20 protein-coding genes and 1 tRNA gene are annotated in these 15,085 nt (G+C 59.7%); 9 read left to right on the forward strand and 12 right to left on the reverse strand.

Going from position 1 to position 15,085, the window contains the following annotated elements:
- Nucleotides 1–17 precede the first annotated feature (17 nt).
- Together murB and murC are read right to left on the reverse strand one after the other, a co-directional pair.
- Nucleotides 18–950, reverse strand: coding sequence for a UDP-N-acetylmuramate dehydrogenase (gene murB, locus SynPROS71_RS00130; RefSeq protein WP_186595867.1), 933 nt, complete (start codon nt 948–950; stop codon nt 18–20).
- Entirely contained in the window at nt 926–2,377 is a 1,452-nt protein-coding gene (gene murC, locus SynPROS71_RS00135) for a UDP-N-acetylmuramate--L-alanine ligase (protein WP_186595869.1), read from the reverse strand. Before murC ends, murB begins: the two co-directional genes overlap by 25 nt.
- 172 nt (nt 2,378–2,549) lie before the next feature.
- On the opposite strand from murC, the gene gap reads away from it, so the two are divergent.
- Nucleotides 2,550–3,575 (forward strand): type I glyceraldehyde-3-phosphate dehydrogenase, encoded by a 1,026-nt coding sequence (gene gap / locus SynPROS71_RS00140; protein WP_186595871.1) that lies wholly within the window; start codon nt 2,550–2,552, stop codon nt 3,573–3,575.
- A 62-nt stretch (nt 3,576–3,637) separates the two neighbouring features.
- Here the strand turns inward: gap and thiL are convergent, their stop codons facing one another.
- Complete coding sequence (thiL, locus tag SynPROS71_RS00145; RefSeq protein ID WP_186595872.1) at nt 3,638–4,624, reverse strand: thiamine-phosphate kinase; 987 nt, start codon at nt 4,622–4,624, stop codon at nt 3,638–3,640.
- Nucleotides 4,625–4,630: 6 nt separating this feature from the next.
- Entirely contained in the window at nt 4,631–5,749 is a 1,119-nt protein-coding gene (locus SynPROS71_RS00150) for a peptidylprolyl isomerase (RefSeq protein ID WP_370586831.1), read from the reverse strand.
- A 32-nt stretch (nt 5,750–5,781) separates the two neighbouring features.
- Between SynPROS71_RS00150 and efp the strand changes: the two genes are divergently transcribed.
- Nucleotides 5,782–6,345, forward strand: a complete 564-nt coding sequence (gene efp, locus SynPROS71_RS00155; protein WP_006042657.1) for an elongation factor P — start codon at nt 5,782–5,784, stop codon at nt 6,343–6,345.
- A 2-nt stretch (nt 6,346–6,347) separates the two neighbouring features.
- On the forward strand, nt 6,348–6,827 hold the full coding sequence (gene accB / locus SynPROS71_RS00160; RefSeq protein ID WP_186595873.1) for an acetyl-CoA carboxylase biotin carboxyl carrier protein: 480 nt from the start codon (nt 6,348–6,350) through the stop codon (nt 6,825–6,827).
- Here the strand turns inward: accB and pdxA are convergent.
- A complete protein-coding gene (gene pdxA, locus SynPROS71_RS00165) occupies nt 6,814–7,842 on the reverse strand; it encodes a 4-hydroxythreonine-4-phosphate dehydrogenase PdxA (protein ID WP_186595874.1) in 1,029 nt (342 codons plus the stop codon). The genes accB and pdxA overlap by 14 nt on opposite strands.
- Here pdxA and SynPROS71_RS00170 point away from each other — a divergent pair.
- Complete coding sequence (locus SynPROS71_RS00170) at nt 7,841–8,032, forward strand: 4-hydroxythreonine-4-phosphate dehydrogenase (RefSeq protein ID WP_186595875.1); 192 nt, start codon at nt 7,841–7,843, stop codon at nt 8,030–8,032. The two genes, pdxA and SynPROS71_RS00170, sit on opposite strands and share 2 nt — an antisense overlap.
- On the opposite strand, the gene SynPROS71_RS00175 is transcribed toward SynPROS71_RS00170, so the two are convergent.
- Nucleotides 7,998–8,924: an SDR family oxidoreductase gene (locus SynPROS71_RS00175; RefSeq protein ID WP_186595876.1), complete on the reverse strand. Its 927-nt coding sequence runs from the start codon at nt 8,922–8,924 to the stop codon at nt 7,998–8,000. The two genes, SynPROS71_RS00170 and SynPROS71_RS00175, sit on opposite strands and share 35 nt — an antisense overlap.
- Before the next feature lie 72 nt (nt 8,925–8,996).
- Here SynPROS71_RS00175 and SynPROS71_RS00180 point away from each other — a divergent pair, with 72 nt between their 5' ends.
- Nucleotides 8,997–9,191, forward strand: a complete 195-nt coding sequence (locus SynPROS71_RS00180; RefSeq protein WP_186597775.1) for a serine protease inhibitor — start codon at nt 8,997–8,999, stop codon at nt 9,189–9,191.
- Here the strand turns inward: SynPROS71_RS00180 and SynPROS71_RS00185 are convergent, their stop codons facing one another.
- On the reverse strand, nt 9,192–9,626 hold the full coding sequence (locus tag SynPROS71_RS00185; protein ID WP_186597777.1) for an HNH endonuclease: 435 nt from the start codon (nt 9,624–9,626) through the stop codon (nt 9,192–9,194).
- 252 nt (nt 9,627–9,878) lie between these two features.
- Here SynPROS71_RS00185 and SynPROS71_RS00190 point away from each other — a divergent pair, with 252 nt between their 5' ends.
- Nucleotides 9,879–11,387: a DEAD/DEAH box helicase gene (locus SynPROS71_RS00190; RefSeq protein ID WP_186595877.1), complete on the forward strand. Its 1,509-nt coding sequence runs from the start codon at nt 9,879–9,881 to the stop codon at nt 11,385–11,387.
- Here the strand turns inward: SynPROS71_RS00190 and SynPROS71_RS00195 are convergent.
- From SynPROS71_RS00195 to SynPROS71_RS00205, 3 genes are all read right to left on the reverse strand, one after another.
- Nucleotides 11,342–11,728 (reverse strand): hypothetical protein, encoded by a 387-nt coding sequence (locus tag SynPROS71_RS00195; protein WP_186595879.1) that lies wholly within the window; start codon nt 11,726–11,728, stop codon nt 11,342–11,344. The two genes, SynPROS71_RS00190 and SynPROS71_RS00195, sit on opposite strands and share 46 nt — an antisense overlap.
- Nucleotides 11,728–12,132: a DUF6554 family protein gene (locus SynPROS71_RS00200; RefSeq protein ID WP_186595880.1), complete on the reverse strand. Its 405-nt coding sequence runs from the start codon at nt 12,130–12,132 to the stop codon at nt 11,728–11,730. Before SynPROS71_RS00200 ends, SynPROS71_RS00195 begins: the two co-directional genes overlap by 1 nt.
- A gap of 63 nt (nt 12,133–12,195) precedes the next feature.
- Complete coding sequence (locus tag SynPROS71_RS00205) at nt 12,196–12,714, reverse strand: AbrB family transcriptional regulator (RefSeq protein ID WP_370586832.1); 519 nt, start codon at nt 12,712–12,714, stop codon at nt 12,196–12,198.
- 142 nt (nt 12,715–12,856) lie between these two features.
- Here SynPROS71_RS00205 and SynPROS71_RS00210 point away from each other — a divergent pair, with 142 nt between their 5' ends.
- The 3 genes from SynPROS71_RS00210 (at nt 12,857) to SynPROS71_RS00220 (ending at nt 13,776) form a co-directional block, all read left to right on the forward strand.
- On the forward strand, nt 12,857–13,126 hold the full coding sequence (locus SynPROS71_RS00210) for a chemotaxis protein (RefSeq protein ID WP_186595881.1): 270 nt from the start codon (nt 12,857–12,859) through the stop codon (nt 13,124–13,126).
- 38 nt (nt 13,127–13,164) lie between these two features.
- Nucleotides 13,165–13,410, forward strand: coding sequence for a hypothetical protein (locus SynPROS71_RS00215; RefSeq protein WP_255442236.1), 246 nt, complete (start codon nt 13,165–13,167; stop codon nt 13,408–13,410).
- Between the two features lie 189 nt (nt 13,411–13,599).
- Complete coding sequence (locus SynPROS71_RS00220) at nt 13,600–13,776, forward strand: hypothetical protein (protein ID WP_186595883.1); 177 nt, start codon at nt 13,600–13,602, stop codon at nt 13,774–13,776.
- Between the two features lie 23 nt (nt 13,777–13,799).
- Here the strand turns inward: SynPROS71_RS00220 and SynPROS71_RS00225 are convergent.
- Both SynPROS71_RS00225 and SynPROS71_RS00230 read right to left on the reverse strand, forming a co-directional pair.
- A tRNA-Gly gene (locus SynPROS71_RS00225) sits at nt 13,800–13,871 on the reverse strand.
- Nucleotides 13,872–13,930: 59 nt separating this feature from the next.
- Nucleotides 13,931–15,082 (reverse strand): alanine--glyoxylate aminotransferase family protein, encoded by a 1,152-nt coding sequence (locus SynPROS71_RS00230; RefSeq protein ID WP_186595884.1) that lies wholly within the window; start codon nt 15,080–15,082, stop codon nt 13,931–13,933.
- Nucleotides 15,083–15,085 lie beyond the last annotated feature (3 nt).

Here is a 15,085-nt window from a genome sequence, read left to right on the forward strand (position 1 = left end):
CTGAAGGAACTGGAAGATTAATCGGGCGTCTCGAAGCCCAGCCGTTTCACTTCTGGATGCAACGCAATGCCCTTGGCATCCTTCACTTCGCTTTGCACCAGGCTGATTAGGGCCCGGATGTCGTCGGCTGTGGCATCACCGGTGTTCACGATGAAATTGGCGTGAAGTTCAGACACTTGGGCACCACCGATGGCCCGTCCCTTGAGCCCCAGGGATTCGATCAGTCGCCCGGCCTTCTCCGGTTCGGGGTTGCGGAAGACGCTTCCGCAGCTGGGCAGCTTGTAAGGCTGGGTGGTGGTGCGATGGTTGAGGTTGCCGCTGGTGCGGCGCTGCAGTTCGGCCGGGTCGTGGCCGGGTTCGAGCTGAAATTCGGCAGCCACCACCAGGAGCTGGCTGTCTTGGAGTGCACTGTGGCGGTAGCTGAACGCCAGCTCGTCCCGGCTGATGTGGGTGACGGTGGGTTGAGGATCGCTCAAGCGGATCACATCCACACCGATCAGCTGTTCAGCCGTGCAGCCTCCCTGAGCTCCGGCATTCATCACGGCGGCACCGCCGACGGTGCCAGGGATCCCCACAGCCCACTCCATCCCTTGCAAGCCGGCCTTGGCAGCACGCCTGGCGAGGGTGGGCAGCGGTTCTCCAGCGGCGGCATGGATGCGGCCTGTCGCTGCATTCAATTCACTGCCTTGAAGCCGTCTCAGGCAGAGGGTGAGTCCAGGCAAGCCACCGTCGGCGATGAGCAGATTCGAGCCGGCTCCGATCATCTGAATGGGGAGTCCCCTCTCCATGGCCCACTGCAGGAGCTCGGGGATCTGCTCGGTGGTGGTTGGTTCAGCCAGCCATTGCGCCGGACCTCCCACCCGCCAGGTGGTGAACTCCGCGAGCGAAACCTCCTGTTGCAGGACACCGCAATCCTGCAGAGCCGTCAGGCTGCCAGTGCCGGTGGACATGGCGTCTGACCCTCGTTGGAAGACTGCGACAACCGCGACCAGAGGCTGTTCACGTCACCGGCGCCCATGGCCAGCACCAGATCGTCGGGAAGGCTGTGTTCCTTCACGAGGGTGACAAGTTCATCCATTGTTGAGGCCACCAGAACGGATTGATTCGTTGAGAGTTCTTGCATGATGCTGGCCAAAGCTTCACTGTTCACCCCGGGCATTTCTGCTTCGCCGGCTGAGAAGATCGGAGCCAGCAGCACCAGTTCGGCCGAGATCAGTGCCTCGGCGAATTGGTTTTGGAATTCCTGGGTGCGGCTGTAGCGATGGGGTTGGAACACGGCGACCAACCGCTGGGGTGATTTAGGGAGAGGACTGCGACCGCTAGACACCATCAGATTGGCCATGTCCAGCGTTGCGGCCACTTCACTCGGGTGATGGGCGTAGTCGTCAACGATCTGACGGCCTTGCCAGTCGCCTCGGTAATCGAACCGGCGACCGGGGGTTTTCAGCTCGGATATATGGCTGATCAAATGCTCTAGGGGCACACCTTCCATGCGGCAGGCGGCGAGGGCGCCGATGGTGTTGCTCAGGTTGTGCAGTCCGGGCATGGGCAGGGTGATCTGCCCCACAAAGGTCCCCTGTTCATAGAGGTCGGCGATGGTGCGGTCGCCTTCAAGTGCGACAGGCAAGCCCGCAAAATCAACGTTGTCGCTGCGCTGGATGGACCACCAGGCATCCGCTTGGAAGTGCTCGCTGAGAATGGGATCGTCTTGATTGGCGAGCAGGCGTTTGCAACCGTGTCCGAAGCGTTGAAGGGTTGCGATCAGGTCGTCAAGATCGCGGTAATGGTCGGTGTGATCCAGTTCAAGATTGGTGATCACACCCAAGGAGGCTGCGAATTTCACAAGCGAGCCGTCGGATTCGTCTGCTTCAGCCACGAGGAGACGTCCTTGGCCGGCATGACCATTGCTGCCGTAGCAGGGAACGATGCCTCCGATCACAGCGGTGGGGTCTTCGCCGGCACCATGAAGAAGCGTTGTGACCACCGTGCTGGTGGTTGTTTTGCCATGGCTGCCTGCGATGGCGATTGAAGGCTGCTGGTCGATCAGGGCTGCGAGTAAATCCGAGCGATGCCACACCTCGAGCTGCCGCTCTCTGGCGGCAACCAATTCAGGATTGTGATCGGGAATGGCACTGCTGATCACCACGATGGGTGACGAGCGACCCAGCTGATCCAAGGCCTGGAAGTTGGCAGCAACTTGGGAATCAAAAGCCACCATCCCCGCGCTTTTCAGGCTCTCCATTGCGGGAGACAGTCGGCGGTCCGAACCGCTGACGCGATGGCCTCGGCTGAGCAGAATTTGTGCCAGTGCAGACATCCCGATTCCTCCCGCACCGATGAAGTGCACAGGAATCTGGATGTCAAGCGTGCAGACCAATGACCATCGCCGTGGACGTGCACGATAAATCAGCTTTTCGAGCTGACCAGTCGTTCAGGAACTTTGTAGCTCTGGCCTGGTCGCAACCCCAAAAACCCTTGTAACAAAGTAAATCCTGTGATTTCTGTATGATCGGCGGCCAAACCCCAGTAGCGGACGATCCGCTTTTGTTATGACCCTGCGCGTTGCGATCAATGGATTCGGCCGGATTGGTCGCAATGTGATGCGGGGTTGGCTCAGCCGCGGCGCTGACACTGGTCTTGAGATCGTGGGGATGAACTCCACATCTGATCCCAAAACCAGTGCCCACCTCCTGACCTACGACTCGATCCTCGGTCATATCGACCGCAGCGTTCAGATCGAGACCACCGACGACACGATGATCGTCAACGGCAAGGAGATCAAATTCTTCGCTGATCGCAACCCTCTCAACTGTCCCTGGAAGGACTGGGGTGTGGACCTGGTGATCGAGTCCACCGGTGTGTTCAACACCGACGAGAAAGCCAGCATGCACCTTGAAGCTGGTGCCAGCAAGGTGATCCTGACGGCGCCTGGCAAGGGTGACGGTGTGGGCACCTTTGTGGTGGGCGTGAATGACGATCAGTACCGCCACGAAGATTGGAAGATCCTCTCCAATGCCAGCTGCACCACCAACTGCCTGGCACCGATCGTCAAGGTTCTCGATCAGAGCTTTGGTTTGGATTGGGGTCTGATGACCACCATCCACAGCTACACCGGTGACCAGCGCATCCTCGACAACAGCCACAGGGATCTGCGCCGTGCCCGTGCCGCTGCGCTCAACATGGTTCCCACCACCACCGGTGCTGCCAAGGCTGTGGCTCTGGTCTACCCCGAAGTGAAGGGAAAGCTCACGGGTTTCGCCATGCGCGTACCCACGCCCAACGTCTCCGCTGTTGACCTCACCTTCGGACCCTCCCGCGCCACCAACGTTGAGGAAGTGAAGGCCGTGATCAAGGCCGCTTCCGAGAACGGAATGAAGGGGATCATCAAGTACAGCGACCTACCCCTGGTCTCCACCGATTACGCCGGCACCAACGAATCCACCATCTTTGATGCAGACCTCACCTATGCCATGGGTGACAAAGCTGTGAAGATCCTTGCCTGGTACGACAACGAGTGGGGCTACAGCCAGCGCGTGGTGGATCTCGCTGAAGTGGTGGCCCGCAACTGGAAGTGATTCAGCAGAGCTCACGGATCTGAGCGGTTTTATCCCCCCTGAACAGGGGGGATTTTTTTTGCTTAGGACGTTCCGTAATGGGCGAAACCCTCCGCGACCACCGGTGTGTTGTCGTCGCTCCAGATGATTGCCTGGGGTTGATCGGTGATGACTCCCACCTGCCGGCAGGACGGTTGCTCGTCCATCCAGGCTTTGGCCCATGGTGCGGGAAGAGTGACCACCAGTTCGAAGTCTTCACCTCCACTCAGGCACCACCGCTGCCAGAGCGGACCATCGGGCCATCCCTCTGCCTGAGGCAACTTTGTTTTGTCCAAAACAGCGCCGCAACCACTGCTTCGGCAGAGGCAGTCGATGGCTTGAAGTAGACCGTCGCTGCTGTCGGTTCCACCGGCTCTCCAGGGAAGTTGCTCTGGCTTGCAGGTCACAAGTGACTTGAGCGCATCAAGCCTCGGCAGTGGACGCTGATGCTGTTGGATCGCCTGTTCTCTCAGAGAGCCTGGCAGGGTGATGCCCAGCAACGAGGGATCCTTGAGCAGCAGGGCCAATCCCAGTCGACTCAGTCCATGGGCTCCGCTCACCACGATCGAATCTCCAGGCATGGCCTGGGAACGGTGCAGTCGCAAGGTTCCGAGCGTGCCCAGCGCTGTGATCGAAAGCATTCTGACGGGGCCCTGGGAGCAGTCGCCCCCCAGCAGCACGCCCCCACTGTCCTGCAGGAGGGAGCCGATGCCGCTGTAGACACCCTCCACCCAACTCCAGGGTGTGTGTGCTGGCGCCACAAGCCCCACAGTGATCCCCAGGATCTGATCCACACCGCTGGCGGCAAGGTCGGAGAGGTTGGCGGCAACGGCACGCCAGCCCACATCGGTTGATGCGGTAGTGGCATCACTGAAGTGGATGCTCTCCACCAGCACGTCGGTGTTGATCAGCAGATCCGCTGTTGGCTGCTGCAGTTGAGCGGTGTCGTCCTCCAGCTGACCCGGCGGAGCGAAGCGCGCTAGGCGCCGCAGCAGTTCCGCTTCACCGAGGTCAGCCAGTGTCTGCGTCACTGCAGGTCAGGCGTGGGGTTGCAACCGATCAGCTCCATCCACTACCTCGATGCGGTTGATCTGGTCGTCCACGCTGAGTTCCTCGAGAACATCGAAGCCATTCACCACATAGCCGAAGGCGGCATTGCGTCCATCCACCAGATTCAGACCGGCAGGGGTGAGCTCCGCTTCGTAAAGAAACAGGAAGAACTGGGAGGAGCCATCGTCGAGGGCTTGATCGGAATGGGCCCAGCCAAGGGTGCCGAGGGTGGCGAAGGGAAGAACGGGGGTGGCCTTGTACAAACCCACATCCTCAAAGGTTTCGTTGTAAAAGGTGTCCGGCTCGCCTGGAACACGAATTTCCAGCGGCACATGCCGTTCCTGCTTGCTGGTTGGATCCACATATCCGATAGCAGGACCCTCAGGATCGCCGCTTTGCAGGATGTAGAAATCCTCGGCTCTGCTGAAGGGAAGGCCGTCGTAAAAGCCCTTGAGGCTGAGATCGATAAAGGCGCCGGCCGTCAGGGGTGCGTTGTATCCATCCACCACGGCAGTGAGATCGCCCTGGGTGGTGCTGATCACCACGGTGGCCCGTCCATTGAGGCGGGGCAGGTCATCGAACTCCGCCGGAATGGGAGGAATCCGGTCATCAATTAACAGGTACTCGAGATCGCCGATCGTGGTCAGCGTCTGCCGGCGGGTCTGGATGAATCCTGATTTATCAGCGGCATCCACCCGTTCCTGCAGTAGCACCAAGTCGTCTTTGACCGTGTCGAGCAGCTGTTCGGCCTGCTGACGCTCGGCGTTGGGCACGGCGTTGAGAATGTTGTTGCGTCGCGTGTTCAGCAGCGCTTCGCAGCGGCTGATGCTGCGTCCGAGTGCACTCCAGCGCTTGGCCCGCAAATCGTCGCTCGTGCCTTCCAGTCGGTGCTGCAGTTCACGCAGATCGTCCTGGTCCATCGGCAGGGAATCTCGCAGGATCGCGGCGGGATCCTTCACGGCATTTCCCTGGGGCAGTCCGGCCCAGACTGGTTCGGCCCAGACCAAGCCGACCATCATCAGAAGGCTGAGCAAGCCAGTGCTCAAACGCTGAATAGCCAACCGAATCGCCAAGGAGAACCCCAGGTGCTGAAAGGACTTTGGCACAGCCGTATGATCCCCTGAACCGTTTAGCGGGAATGATTTCCAGCAACGACTTTCGCACTGGCACCACCATTGAGCTGGACGGTGCCGTCTGGCGTGTGGTCGAGTTCCTGCACGTCAAGCCCGGTAAGGGTTCCGCCTTTGTGCGCACCAAGCTCAAGGCGGTGCAAAGCGGCAACGTGGTGGAGAAAACCTTCCGCGCTGGCGAGATGCTGCCCCAGGCCATTCTTGAGAAGGCCACCCTTCAGCACACCTACATGGAAGGTGAGGACTATGTCTTCATGGACATGGGCACTTATGAAGAAACCCGCCTGTCTGCGAAGCAGATCGGCGAGAGCCGCAAATACCTCAAAGAAGGGATGGAGGTGAATGTTGTCTCCTGGAATGACAAGCCCCTTGAGGTTGAACTGCCCAATTCGGTGGTGCTCGAGATCAAGGAGACGGATCCGGGCGTGAAAGGCGACACCGCGACCGGTGGCACCAAGCCAGCCATTCTCGAGACCGGTGCCCAGGTGATGGTGCCTCTCTTTCTTTCCATTGGTGAGAAGATCAAGGTCGACACCCGCAACGACACCTACCTGGGTCGGGAGAACAGCTGATCATGCACCTCGACCACGATCAGCTGAATCAGCTTCTCGACAAGCTGGCGGAGAGCGACATTCAGGAATTTCGTCTCGAGGGCGATGACTTCCGCCTGGAGGTTCGCAGGAATCTTCCTGTGTCGGCTGCGGCCACCCAGATGGTTCCTGTTGCAGCTGCTCCAGTACCAGCGCTGGAGATCAAGACTCAGAGCGAGTCATCGTCCGCTGCTCCTCCTGCAGCTGCAGGAACCCGCTCGGATCTGGTGGATGTCACGGCTCCAATGGTGGGTACCTTTTACAGGGCTCCTGCACCCGGTGAAGCTTCCTTCGTGGAGATCGGCAACCGCATCTCTGCTGGTCAGACGATCTGCATCCTCGAGGCGATGAAGCTGATGAACGAGCTGGAGGCCGAGTTAAGCGGCGAAGTGGTGGAAATTCTGGTGGACAACGGCACGCCCGTGGAATTCGGTCAGGTGTTGATGCGCGTCAAGCCTGGCTAAGCGTCCAGGCTGCGTCGATGGCGGCCAGCATGCTGTCGCAGCGTGCGATGCCCTGGCCAGCGATGTCGAATCCGGTTCCATGATCGGGTGATGTGCGCAGAAACGAGAGGCCAAGGGTGGTGTTGACCGCCTGGTCAAAGGCGAGCAGTTTCACGGGGATCAGCCCTTGATCGTGATACAGGGCCAGAATCCCGTCAGGGCCGGGTGTGTTTGTGCTGCTCCATGCCTGGGCTGCGCTGAGCCAGCACGTATCGGGCGGTAGGGGTCCCTTGAGCCGGATCGTGGGGTTTGCCTCCACCCATTGATGCAGCAAAGGTGTGAGCCATTGCTCTTCCTCGCTGCCGAGCTGCCCTTTCTCGCCGGCGTGGGGATTGAGACCGGCCACCAAAAGTTGCGGTGAGGGATTGAAGCGTTGGCAGAACCGGGCCAGGGTCTCCAGCTTGGAGCTCACCAAAGCCGGGGTGAGGGCCTGAGACACCTGTTGCAGAGGGATGTGGGTGGTGGCCAGAAGGGTGTTCAGTCGCCAGCCGGTGCTGGGTGAAACGGCAGTGAACAGCATGGATGCGGACGCCGCTCCGTCGAGTTCGGCCAATCGCTCGGTCTGCCCGGGATAGGGATGGCCTGCTGCATGCCAGGTGTGCTTTGCGATCGGCGCCGTGACCAGGGCTCGACCGCGACCTCCCTGGATCAGTTCCACAGCGCGACTGAGCCAGCGGAAACCAGCCTCCCCGCTACAGGCCCCCGCATTGCCTGGATCCACTGGGCCGTTGGGGATCGGAAGGTCTTCAACCTCAAGGTCATCAGGATTCGCCAGGGGAACGCCCTTCAGGTTGTGCAAGAGCTGATGGGTGCGTTTGAGGCTGGCTCTGCAGCCCACCAGCAACGGTTTCATGCCCTGCGGACAGCGGGGATCTGCGAGGGCTTTGAGGGTGACTTCCATGCCGATCCCAGCGGGATCCCCTAGAGCGATCACGAGATGCTGATTAGCGTCTGTGGATTGATGGAGCGGGATCATGCTGCGCTGGCTGTTGATCGGGTTGCTGCTCTACGGCCTGGGAACTGCTCTGCGGCAAGGGTGGTTGGAGGTTCAGTGGAGTCAATTTCTCCATGACGCCGGGCTGACATTCATCGATCCTGACCAGCCCCTTGAACTGCATGAACTGCCCATGTTCAAGCCGGAGACGAGGGAGTCTCCGACTCCCTGAGGGTTTCGATCGCGAGGCATTGCGCTAGTCCGCTGCGGTAGGTCGGATACACCAGCTCATAACCGAGATCCTGGCGGAGGCGCTGGTTGCTGACCCGTCGGTTGTCCGCCCAGAACGACCTGGCCATGGCGCTCATGCTGGCCTCCGCTTCGCAGAACGGTTTGGGTTGGGGAAGCTCGCAGTTCAGGAGGGATGCGGCATAGCGGTGCACTGAAACACTCGCGGCTGGTTCGTCATCGCAGACGTTCACGATCTCTGGGTGCTGACCCTGAGCGGATCGGTGCATGAGATGGAGGCAGGCCGCGGCTACGTCATCCACATGAATGCGACAGAACATCTGCCCAGGCTTGTCCACCGGCTGCAACGTTCCTGCTTTCACCGCAGCGAGAGCGGAGCGGCCCGGTCCATAGATTCCTGGTAAGCGCAGGATCTGTAGGGGAAGTCCGCTGGCCTGCCACTCCTGCTCGCACGCCAGCCGACGCCGGCTTCGATCTTGGGTGGGTTCTGGGGGGTCGTCCTCACAGACCCAGGCGCCATCGGTGTTGCCGTACACCCCTGTGGTCGAGAGATAGCCGACCCAGCGCAGCGGCCACTGCTTGATCTGATCGCCGAGCGTTTTCAGGACCGGATCGTTGCCATCGCGATCGGGTGGGATGGTGCTGAGCAGATGGGTGACGCCCTCGAGCAGGTGAGGATCAGGACTCCTTCCAGTTGCCGAGTCGAAGGCGAGGTGTCTGCTGTCCGGCGCGGGATCACGACGGGTGCTGATGACAGGGATCTTTAGGGCAGCAGCGAGTGAAGCCAGGCGGTTGCCACTGAACCCGGCGCCAAGGATGCAGAGCTTGGATCCGGCAGGCAGGGGCTGACAGCGGTTGACAAGTGATTCAGGCATGAGTACAAACGTATTATTCGCCATTCAGTCGTGACCGGATCTTGTCTTTCTCTGGTGTCATCCCAGAACTCCATGCTGCCGCGTCGTGAGCCGATCCGCAGGGCTCGTGCCGTAGGTCGTCAGGACAAAGGCCTGCTGCGTGCTGTGATGGCCGCCGCAGCGGCTGCACTGGTCAGCGGAGCATTTCTGCTGGCTCCAGAGCAGCCGGAGCAGCAGGCTTCAATCTGCCAACAGCATCACTCAGTGGATGCCTGCCGGGTTTGGTGATCAGGCCACCTGGAAGGCCCAGTCGCTGTCGTCTTGTTGATTGGTTAGGAGCGAGTCAGCATTTGTGGAGTCAGCTGTTGTTTGTTGAAGATCTGGTTGGGCCCATTGCAGCAAGCGCAGTGCCAGGCGCAGGTCGCCATCCATCCAGGCTCGGATCGCCATGGCACGGCGCGGATCATAGAAACGCTGACGCCGATACCAATCGAATGCATCAGCATCCGACTTGTGGCCGTTGCAAGACAAACAAGCGGGTACGCAATTTTCAGTGATGCTTAGCCCGCCGCGACTTCTCGGCAATACATGATCGATTGATTCAGAAGGTTTGCCGCAATAAATACAGCTTTTACCAGTGTAAGTATGGAGTGATTGACGCCATCTTCGGACACGTAATTTAGGACAGAGATCTTCGAGAAAGACTGCATCTCTGTTGTGCATCCGAATCATTCGGTTGCCTGAAGTTTGCCGCGACCGGCACCATCGTCAATGTGTTGAAGACTGCATTTTCGCGATTTCGTTGTGAGGTCTTGCTGGTGGTGTCTGACCCCTTGTTTCTCTCGCTGGAAGGCATAAGATAGTGATTGCTGATTTGGGTCCACGGCGGGATCTCCTCCTAGCTGCAGTCTTGGGTTGACCCCATCGGGCCTTGTGCGCGCAACGTATCCCTTTGACGCAGTGACGCATGCGCAAATGGGTCGCATTCGTCCTCGTGGGCTGTGGCGAGGTTCATCCCTGGGTTGGGAATTTCCGCTTGCGGCTGCAGAGACCTTGCTCGAACGTTTTGGTCACCGCTTTCGCGTGGATGAGGAGCTCCTGCGCTGGCTGCATTGGCATAGGCATCCCTTACCGCCTTTGCCTCACCACCGCGAATTGATCGCGCATGCTGATCTGAACCAACCGTTGGCTGATGGCCGCCGGCCTCTTCCCCATCAACGATCCGGTGCCCGTTGGCTCCTCGCCCGTCGGGGGGCGCTTTTGACCGACGAGATGGGGCTGGGTAAAACCCTCACGGCCCTGTTGGCAGCGCGAGCTCTTGTGCGTGTGGTCCCTCTGCGCCTGCTGGTCGTCGCTCCAGTAGGGCTGCATCCCCACTGGCAAAGGGAAGCGTCGGCCGTGGATCTTGAGGTTTGTCTGCACAGCTGGGCACGCCTGCCGAGCGACCTTCCCGAAGCAGGCACCGTCATGGTGGTGGATGAAGCGCACTACGCCCAGACGATGCAGGCGCAGCGCACCCAGGCTCTGTTGCGTTTAGCCCGCCATCCACGCTTGCGTGCGATTTGGATGCTGACGGGAACTCCAGTTCGCAACGGCAGACCGATTCAGCTTTATCCCCTGCTCGCTGCGATCGACCATCCTCTCGCGCGTGATCAGCGTTCTTTTGAGGAGATGTTTTGTCAGGGCCACTGGAGCGAACGTGGAGGACAGCGACGTTGGCGCGTGGATGGAGCCAGCCGTCTCGAGGAGCTGCGACGTCTGACCAGGCCACTGGTTCTCCATCGCCGCAAGCAGCAGGTGCTGGGCCTGCCTCCGAAGCGTCGGTCTTTTCAGCCTGTGGCACTGGAGCCCACTCAGGCCCGTGGAATGGACCATCGGCTTGCCTTGGTGGTCGAGGACTATCGCCGTCGGGTCAGGGCCGGAGATGTGCGTTCCGATGCCGAATCACTGGCGGTGTTGACGTCATTGCGTTTGATTGCCGCGGAATTCAAGCTGCCGGCAGCTGAACGGCTCGTGCAGCAGCTGCGGGCTCAGGGTGAATCCGTTGTGCTGTTCAGTTCGTTTGTGTCGCCCCTTGTGTTGTTGCAGCAACGTTTGGGCGGAGCACTGCTCACCGGTCGGCAGAAACCAGAAGAGCGTCAGATGGCTGTGGATCGTTTTCAGAACGGGTCGACTGATCTGCTGCTGGCGACCTACGGAGCCGGTGGCCTGGGATTCACGCTCCATAGGGCCCGTCAGGTGGTGTTGTTGGAGCGCCCCTGGACTCCTGGCGATGTTGATCAGGCCGAGGATCGCTGCCATCGGCTGGGAATGGATGGGGAGCTTGTGAGCCATTGGCTTCAGCTCGGTCCAGCGGACCAACTCGTGGACGGGCTGGTGGCCAGCAAAGCCAGTCGCATCGAGCTGATGATGGGTGCGCGACGGGTGAGCGTTGAACGTCAGTCGTTGCCGGCGATGGTGGCCCGCAGTTTGCAGGACTGCTGACGCACGCTGAGTTCATGCAGCAGCATCGGGTCGGCTTTTTGTTGGCTCTTCTTGAGTAAGCGTGCGGCCTTGGCTACGTCGTTGCAGGCCTCCTCAGGCCTCTTCATCAGGTTGAAAATCAACGATCGATCCACCAGGGGGGCTGGATTGCGGCGGTGGGCGCGAACCACCGCATTGCAGCGATCCAAGGCGGCATCCAAGCGTTTGAGGTTCAGATTTTCCAGACACTCGGAAGCCGCCACTTCAGCGGCTTCAGTTGGAGCGGCTTGATTGGATTGCTTCCCGCAGCCCATGCTGCTGATCAGCAACCCGCCGAGGACAAGGCTGGAAACGAGCCGCATCAGTAGCTGTAACGATCGTCAGCATCCCAGTTGGGGATCTCTTCGTTGCCGCTGGAGCTGCTTGGGGCGATGGAGGATGCAGACGCACGGCCTGATCCACCGAACAGATCGCCGAGGTATTTGCCGCAGTCTGGATAGCTGCCGGGATCTTCAACCACTGCTTCGGTGATCATTACGGCTGCGTGTTCGGGAGAGGTTTTGAACAGGCCGCTCCCCTGCCGCTTGATCAGCGCGTAGGAGGCTTCCCAACTCACGTTGTGATTGTTGCCATTGCTGCGCATGTAGCAGTAAACCTGCGCTCCCTTACCGGCGGGACCGTTGGCTGCGGCCTGAGCTGGGGCCGCAGACCACAGCATGCCCGCCATCGGCAGCAACAGGGCAAGGCGCATGGGAAGGCTGGCCATTGGTAGACAGTTAAGGCGATCTGCGCCAACGTATCGATTCTTGAATCGCTGTCCAGAGGTGGATCAGGAATTGCCAAGGCCCAGCGGCGCTAGCAATTTCACCACCAGGGGCAGCACCAGAAGCACCGTGACCAAACGGACGGCATGCAGTGCTGCCACGGCAGCTCCAACCCCGTAATCAGCGCCCACCAGACTCATGCCGCTAATGCCTCCTGGCGCGGCACCCAGCAAGGTGATCAGGGGGTCTACCCCCAGGAGCCTGCTGGTCCAAAGACCGATCACAATTCCGGTGAGCACCAGCGTCACCGTGATTAGCACCGCAGGTCTCCAAAGATTTTGCAATTGATCGAAGGAGGCCCGCGTCAGACCAGTGCCGATCACGGTGCCGATGCCGATCTGCAGCGCCGTTCGCGTGCCGCTCGGCCACTCCGCCACCTCCACGCGCCCACTCATGCTCACCACGGCAGCTCCGATCAGAGCTCCGGCGAGCGGCGCCGCAGGAAGCCCTGTTTTGAGTGCCAGCAATCCAAAAATGGTGCCTGCCAGGACGTACGCCAGCAGGGTTAACGGAGAAGCCAGCACATCAAACTCCCAGCGGGTGGTGGTTCAGTCTCTGTCCACAGTGGCATCATCGGACGCACGACATGCGGTTCTGACTCGCGGGTCCGACTTGAGGGTCTGTCTTGCATGTGTTGTGATCTGCCCATCACTGTTCTTTTCCCGGATGACCCAGTCCGTGTCTTTCCGTATCACCCGAACGGCAGAGGATGTCGCTCAGACGCTCAACGCCTTGTCCCAACGCCTGATCAGGTTGGAGCAACGGCTGGAGAGTGTTGAACTGCAGATGAAGCAGCAACGCAGCGAAGCGCAGACGATGCCTGCCGAAGAGCTGCATCGCCTGGATGGTGTCGATCAGTTGCTACTGGAATGTCAAGAGCTGCTTGGTCGTTCAGAACACCAGCTCGATGAACCGGAGGTGGATCTGGCCGCATAAGGCTGGCCAGGGGTGGCAAAATAAAAAGAAAGCCAACCATGGCACTCACAACCCTTTCCACATCTGGTACTCGCGGTTCCGGAAACGTTCCGCGACCAGGCTGTTCCTCCTCCGGTCTGTCAATGCCAGGACATCGTCGCAGCTTCTTCGAAGGTGGTCATCAGCTTGAAAAGCTGGAGTTCGCCCTCGCTGTTGCGATCACCCGCGGCGACGAGAACCGATCAGAACTTCTTCGGGCTCAGATTGCCGAGCTGGGTGGCAACGTTGAAGAACCAGGAACCTGAAGCTTTGGTCTGAAACTCATCATTGAATGAGTGCGTTGTCTTAGCGCTCGAAGAATCTTTGATGTGGGCTTTTCTTTGTGATCTTTTGTTGATATACTTTGTGCAAGTAGAAAAAGTAAAGACGTGGTTGCCACGCTATTGAAGCCTTCAAGCCTAGGTAAGAATTCTGGTCCTTCACGCGATCATTGCTTGAAGCTTGCTGAACAGCATTATTTAGAAGCGCGTTCCAATGCAGAGGCAGGTCAGATTGCTGAATCCGCTCAGATGATTCTCAAGGCTCTTGATCAGGAACGGCGTGCAGGAAGCGTGGGTCCACAGGTTATGCAATTAATCAAACCACGTGCATCGTGGGGCAACCGCAGTTGAGTGTGGTTGGAATCTTTAAGGCAAGCGGGTGACCGGACTCGAACCGGCGACGTTCAGCTTGGGAAGCTGACATTCTACCACTGAATTACACCCGCGCTATGGGCATGATGGTATCTCATGCCCTCAATCAAAGATCGGCTCAATCGTGATTGTTTCAGCGATTCAGTTCTGAAGAGGCTGCACTGAGGCCTGCCCCCATCGTGCCTTTGTGCAGACTCAGAGACTGCAGAACCGATTCGATTGCGGCTACAGCTGTGAGCACATCGCGATCACAGACAAACCCAAGATGGCCGATGCGGAACACCTGACCCTTGAGATGGTCCTGACCGCCAGCCAGCAAGATGTCGAATCGTTCTTTGACAGCTTTGCGAAGTTGCTCAGCATCAATCCCATCCGGTGCCACAGCTGTGATTGCAGGGCTCCCATAGCCTTCAGCCGCGAAGAGCGGCAGGCCGATGGCTTTCATCGCTGCAGTCGCCGCAGCCCGATGGCGAGCGTGCCGGGCAAAGATCGCTTCCAGTCCCTCCGCTTGCATCATCTCCAGCGCCGCATCCAGGGCGAAATAGAGATTCACCGCTGGCGTGAATGGGTTGCTGTTCTTGGCTGCCGTTTTGCGATAAGGCCCGAGATCCAGATAAAACTTGGGGAGGTCCGAGCGCTCGTAAGCGGCCCAGGCCCGATCGCTCATGGCCACGAAGCTCAGGCCCGGGGGCATCATGTAGCCCTTTTGGGAGCCTGAGGCCACCACGTCCAAGCCCCAGGCATCCATGGGAACGTTGGTGGCGCCAAGGCTCGTGACGCAGTCGGCGATGGTGAGCGCCTCACCATGGGCCTTCACGTGGCTGCTGATCGTCTGCAGGTCGTTGATCACTCCGGTGGACGTTTCGGAGTGCGTGAGGATCACCGCCTTGATGGCCTTGTCGGTATCGGCCTTGAGCGCTTTGCGGAATGCGTCGGGGTCGAGAGGCTGCCCCCACTCGGCCTTGATCACGTCCACTTCGAGTCCGTAGGCCCGCGCCACCTTCACCCAGCGTTCACCGAACTTGCCGTTGTCTCCGCAGAGCACACGATCGCCGCGACTCAGGGTGTTGATGATGCCGGCTTCCATGGCTGCCGTTCCGCTTCCGGTGATCACCAGCACGTCGCTGCTGGTCTGATGCAGCCAGCGCAACTGGGCATTGGTGCGCTCCACCACGGCCTGGAATTCCCCGCTGCGGTGACCGATCGGGTGTCGTCCCATGGCCTTGAGCACCGTTTCGGGCACCGGGGTAGGCCCGGGAATCATCAGGGTCAGCTTGTCCTGCACGGC

It is taken from the genome of Synechococcus sp. PROS-7-1, assembly GCF_014279795.1.
Classification (GTDB): Bacteria; Cyanobacteriota; Cyanobacteriia; order PCC-6307; family Cyanobiaceae; genus Synechococcus_C.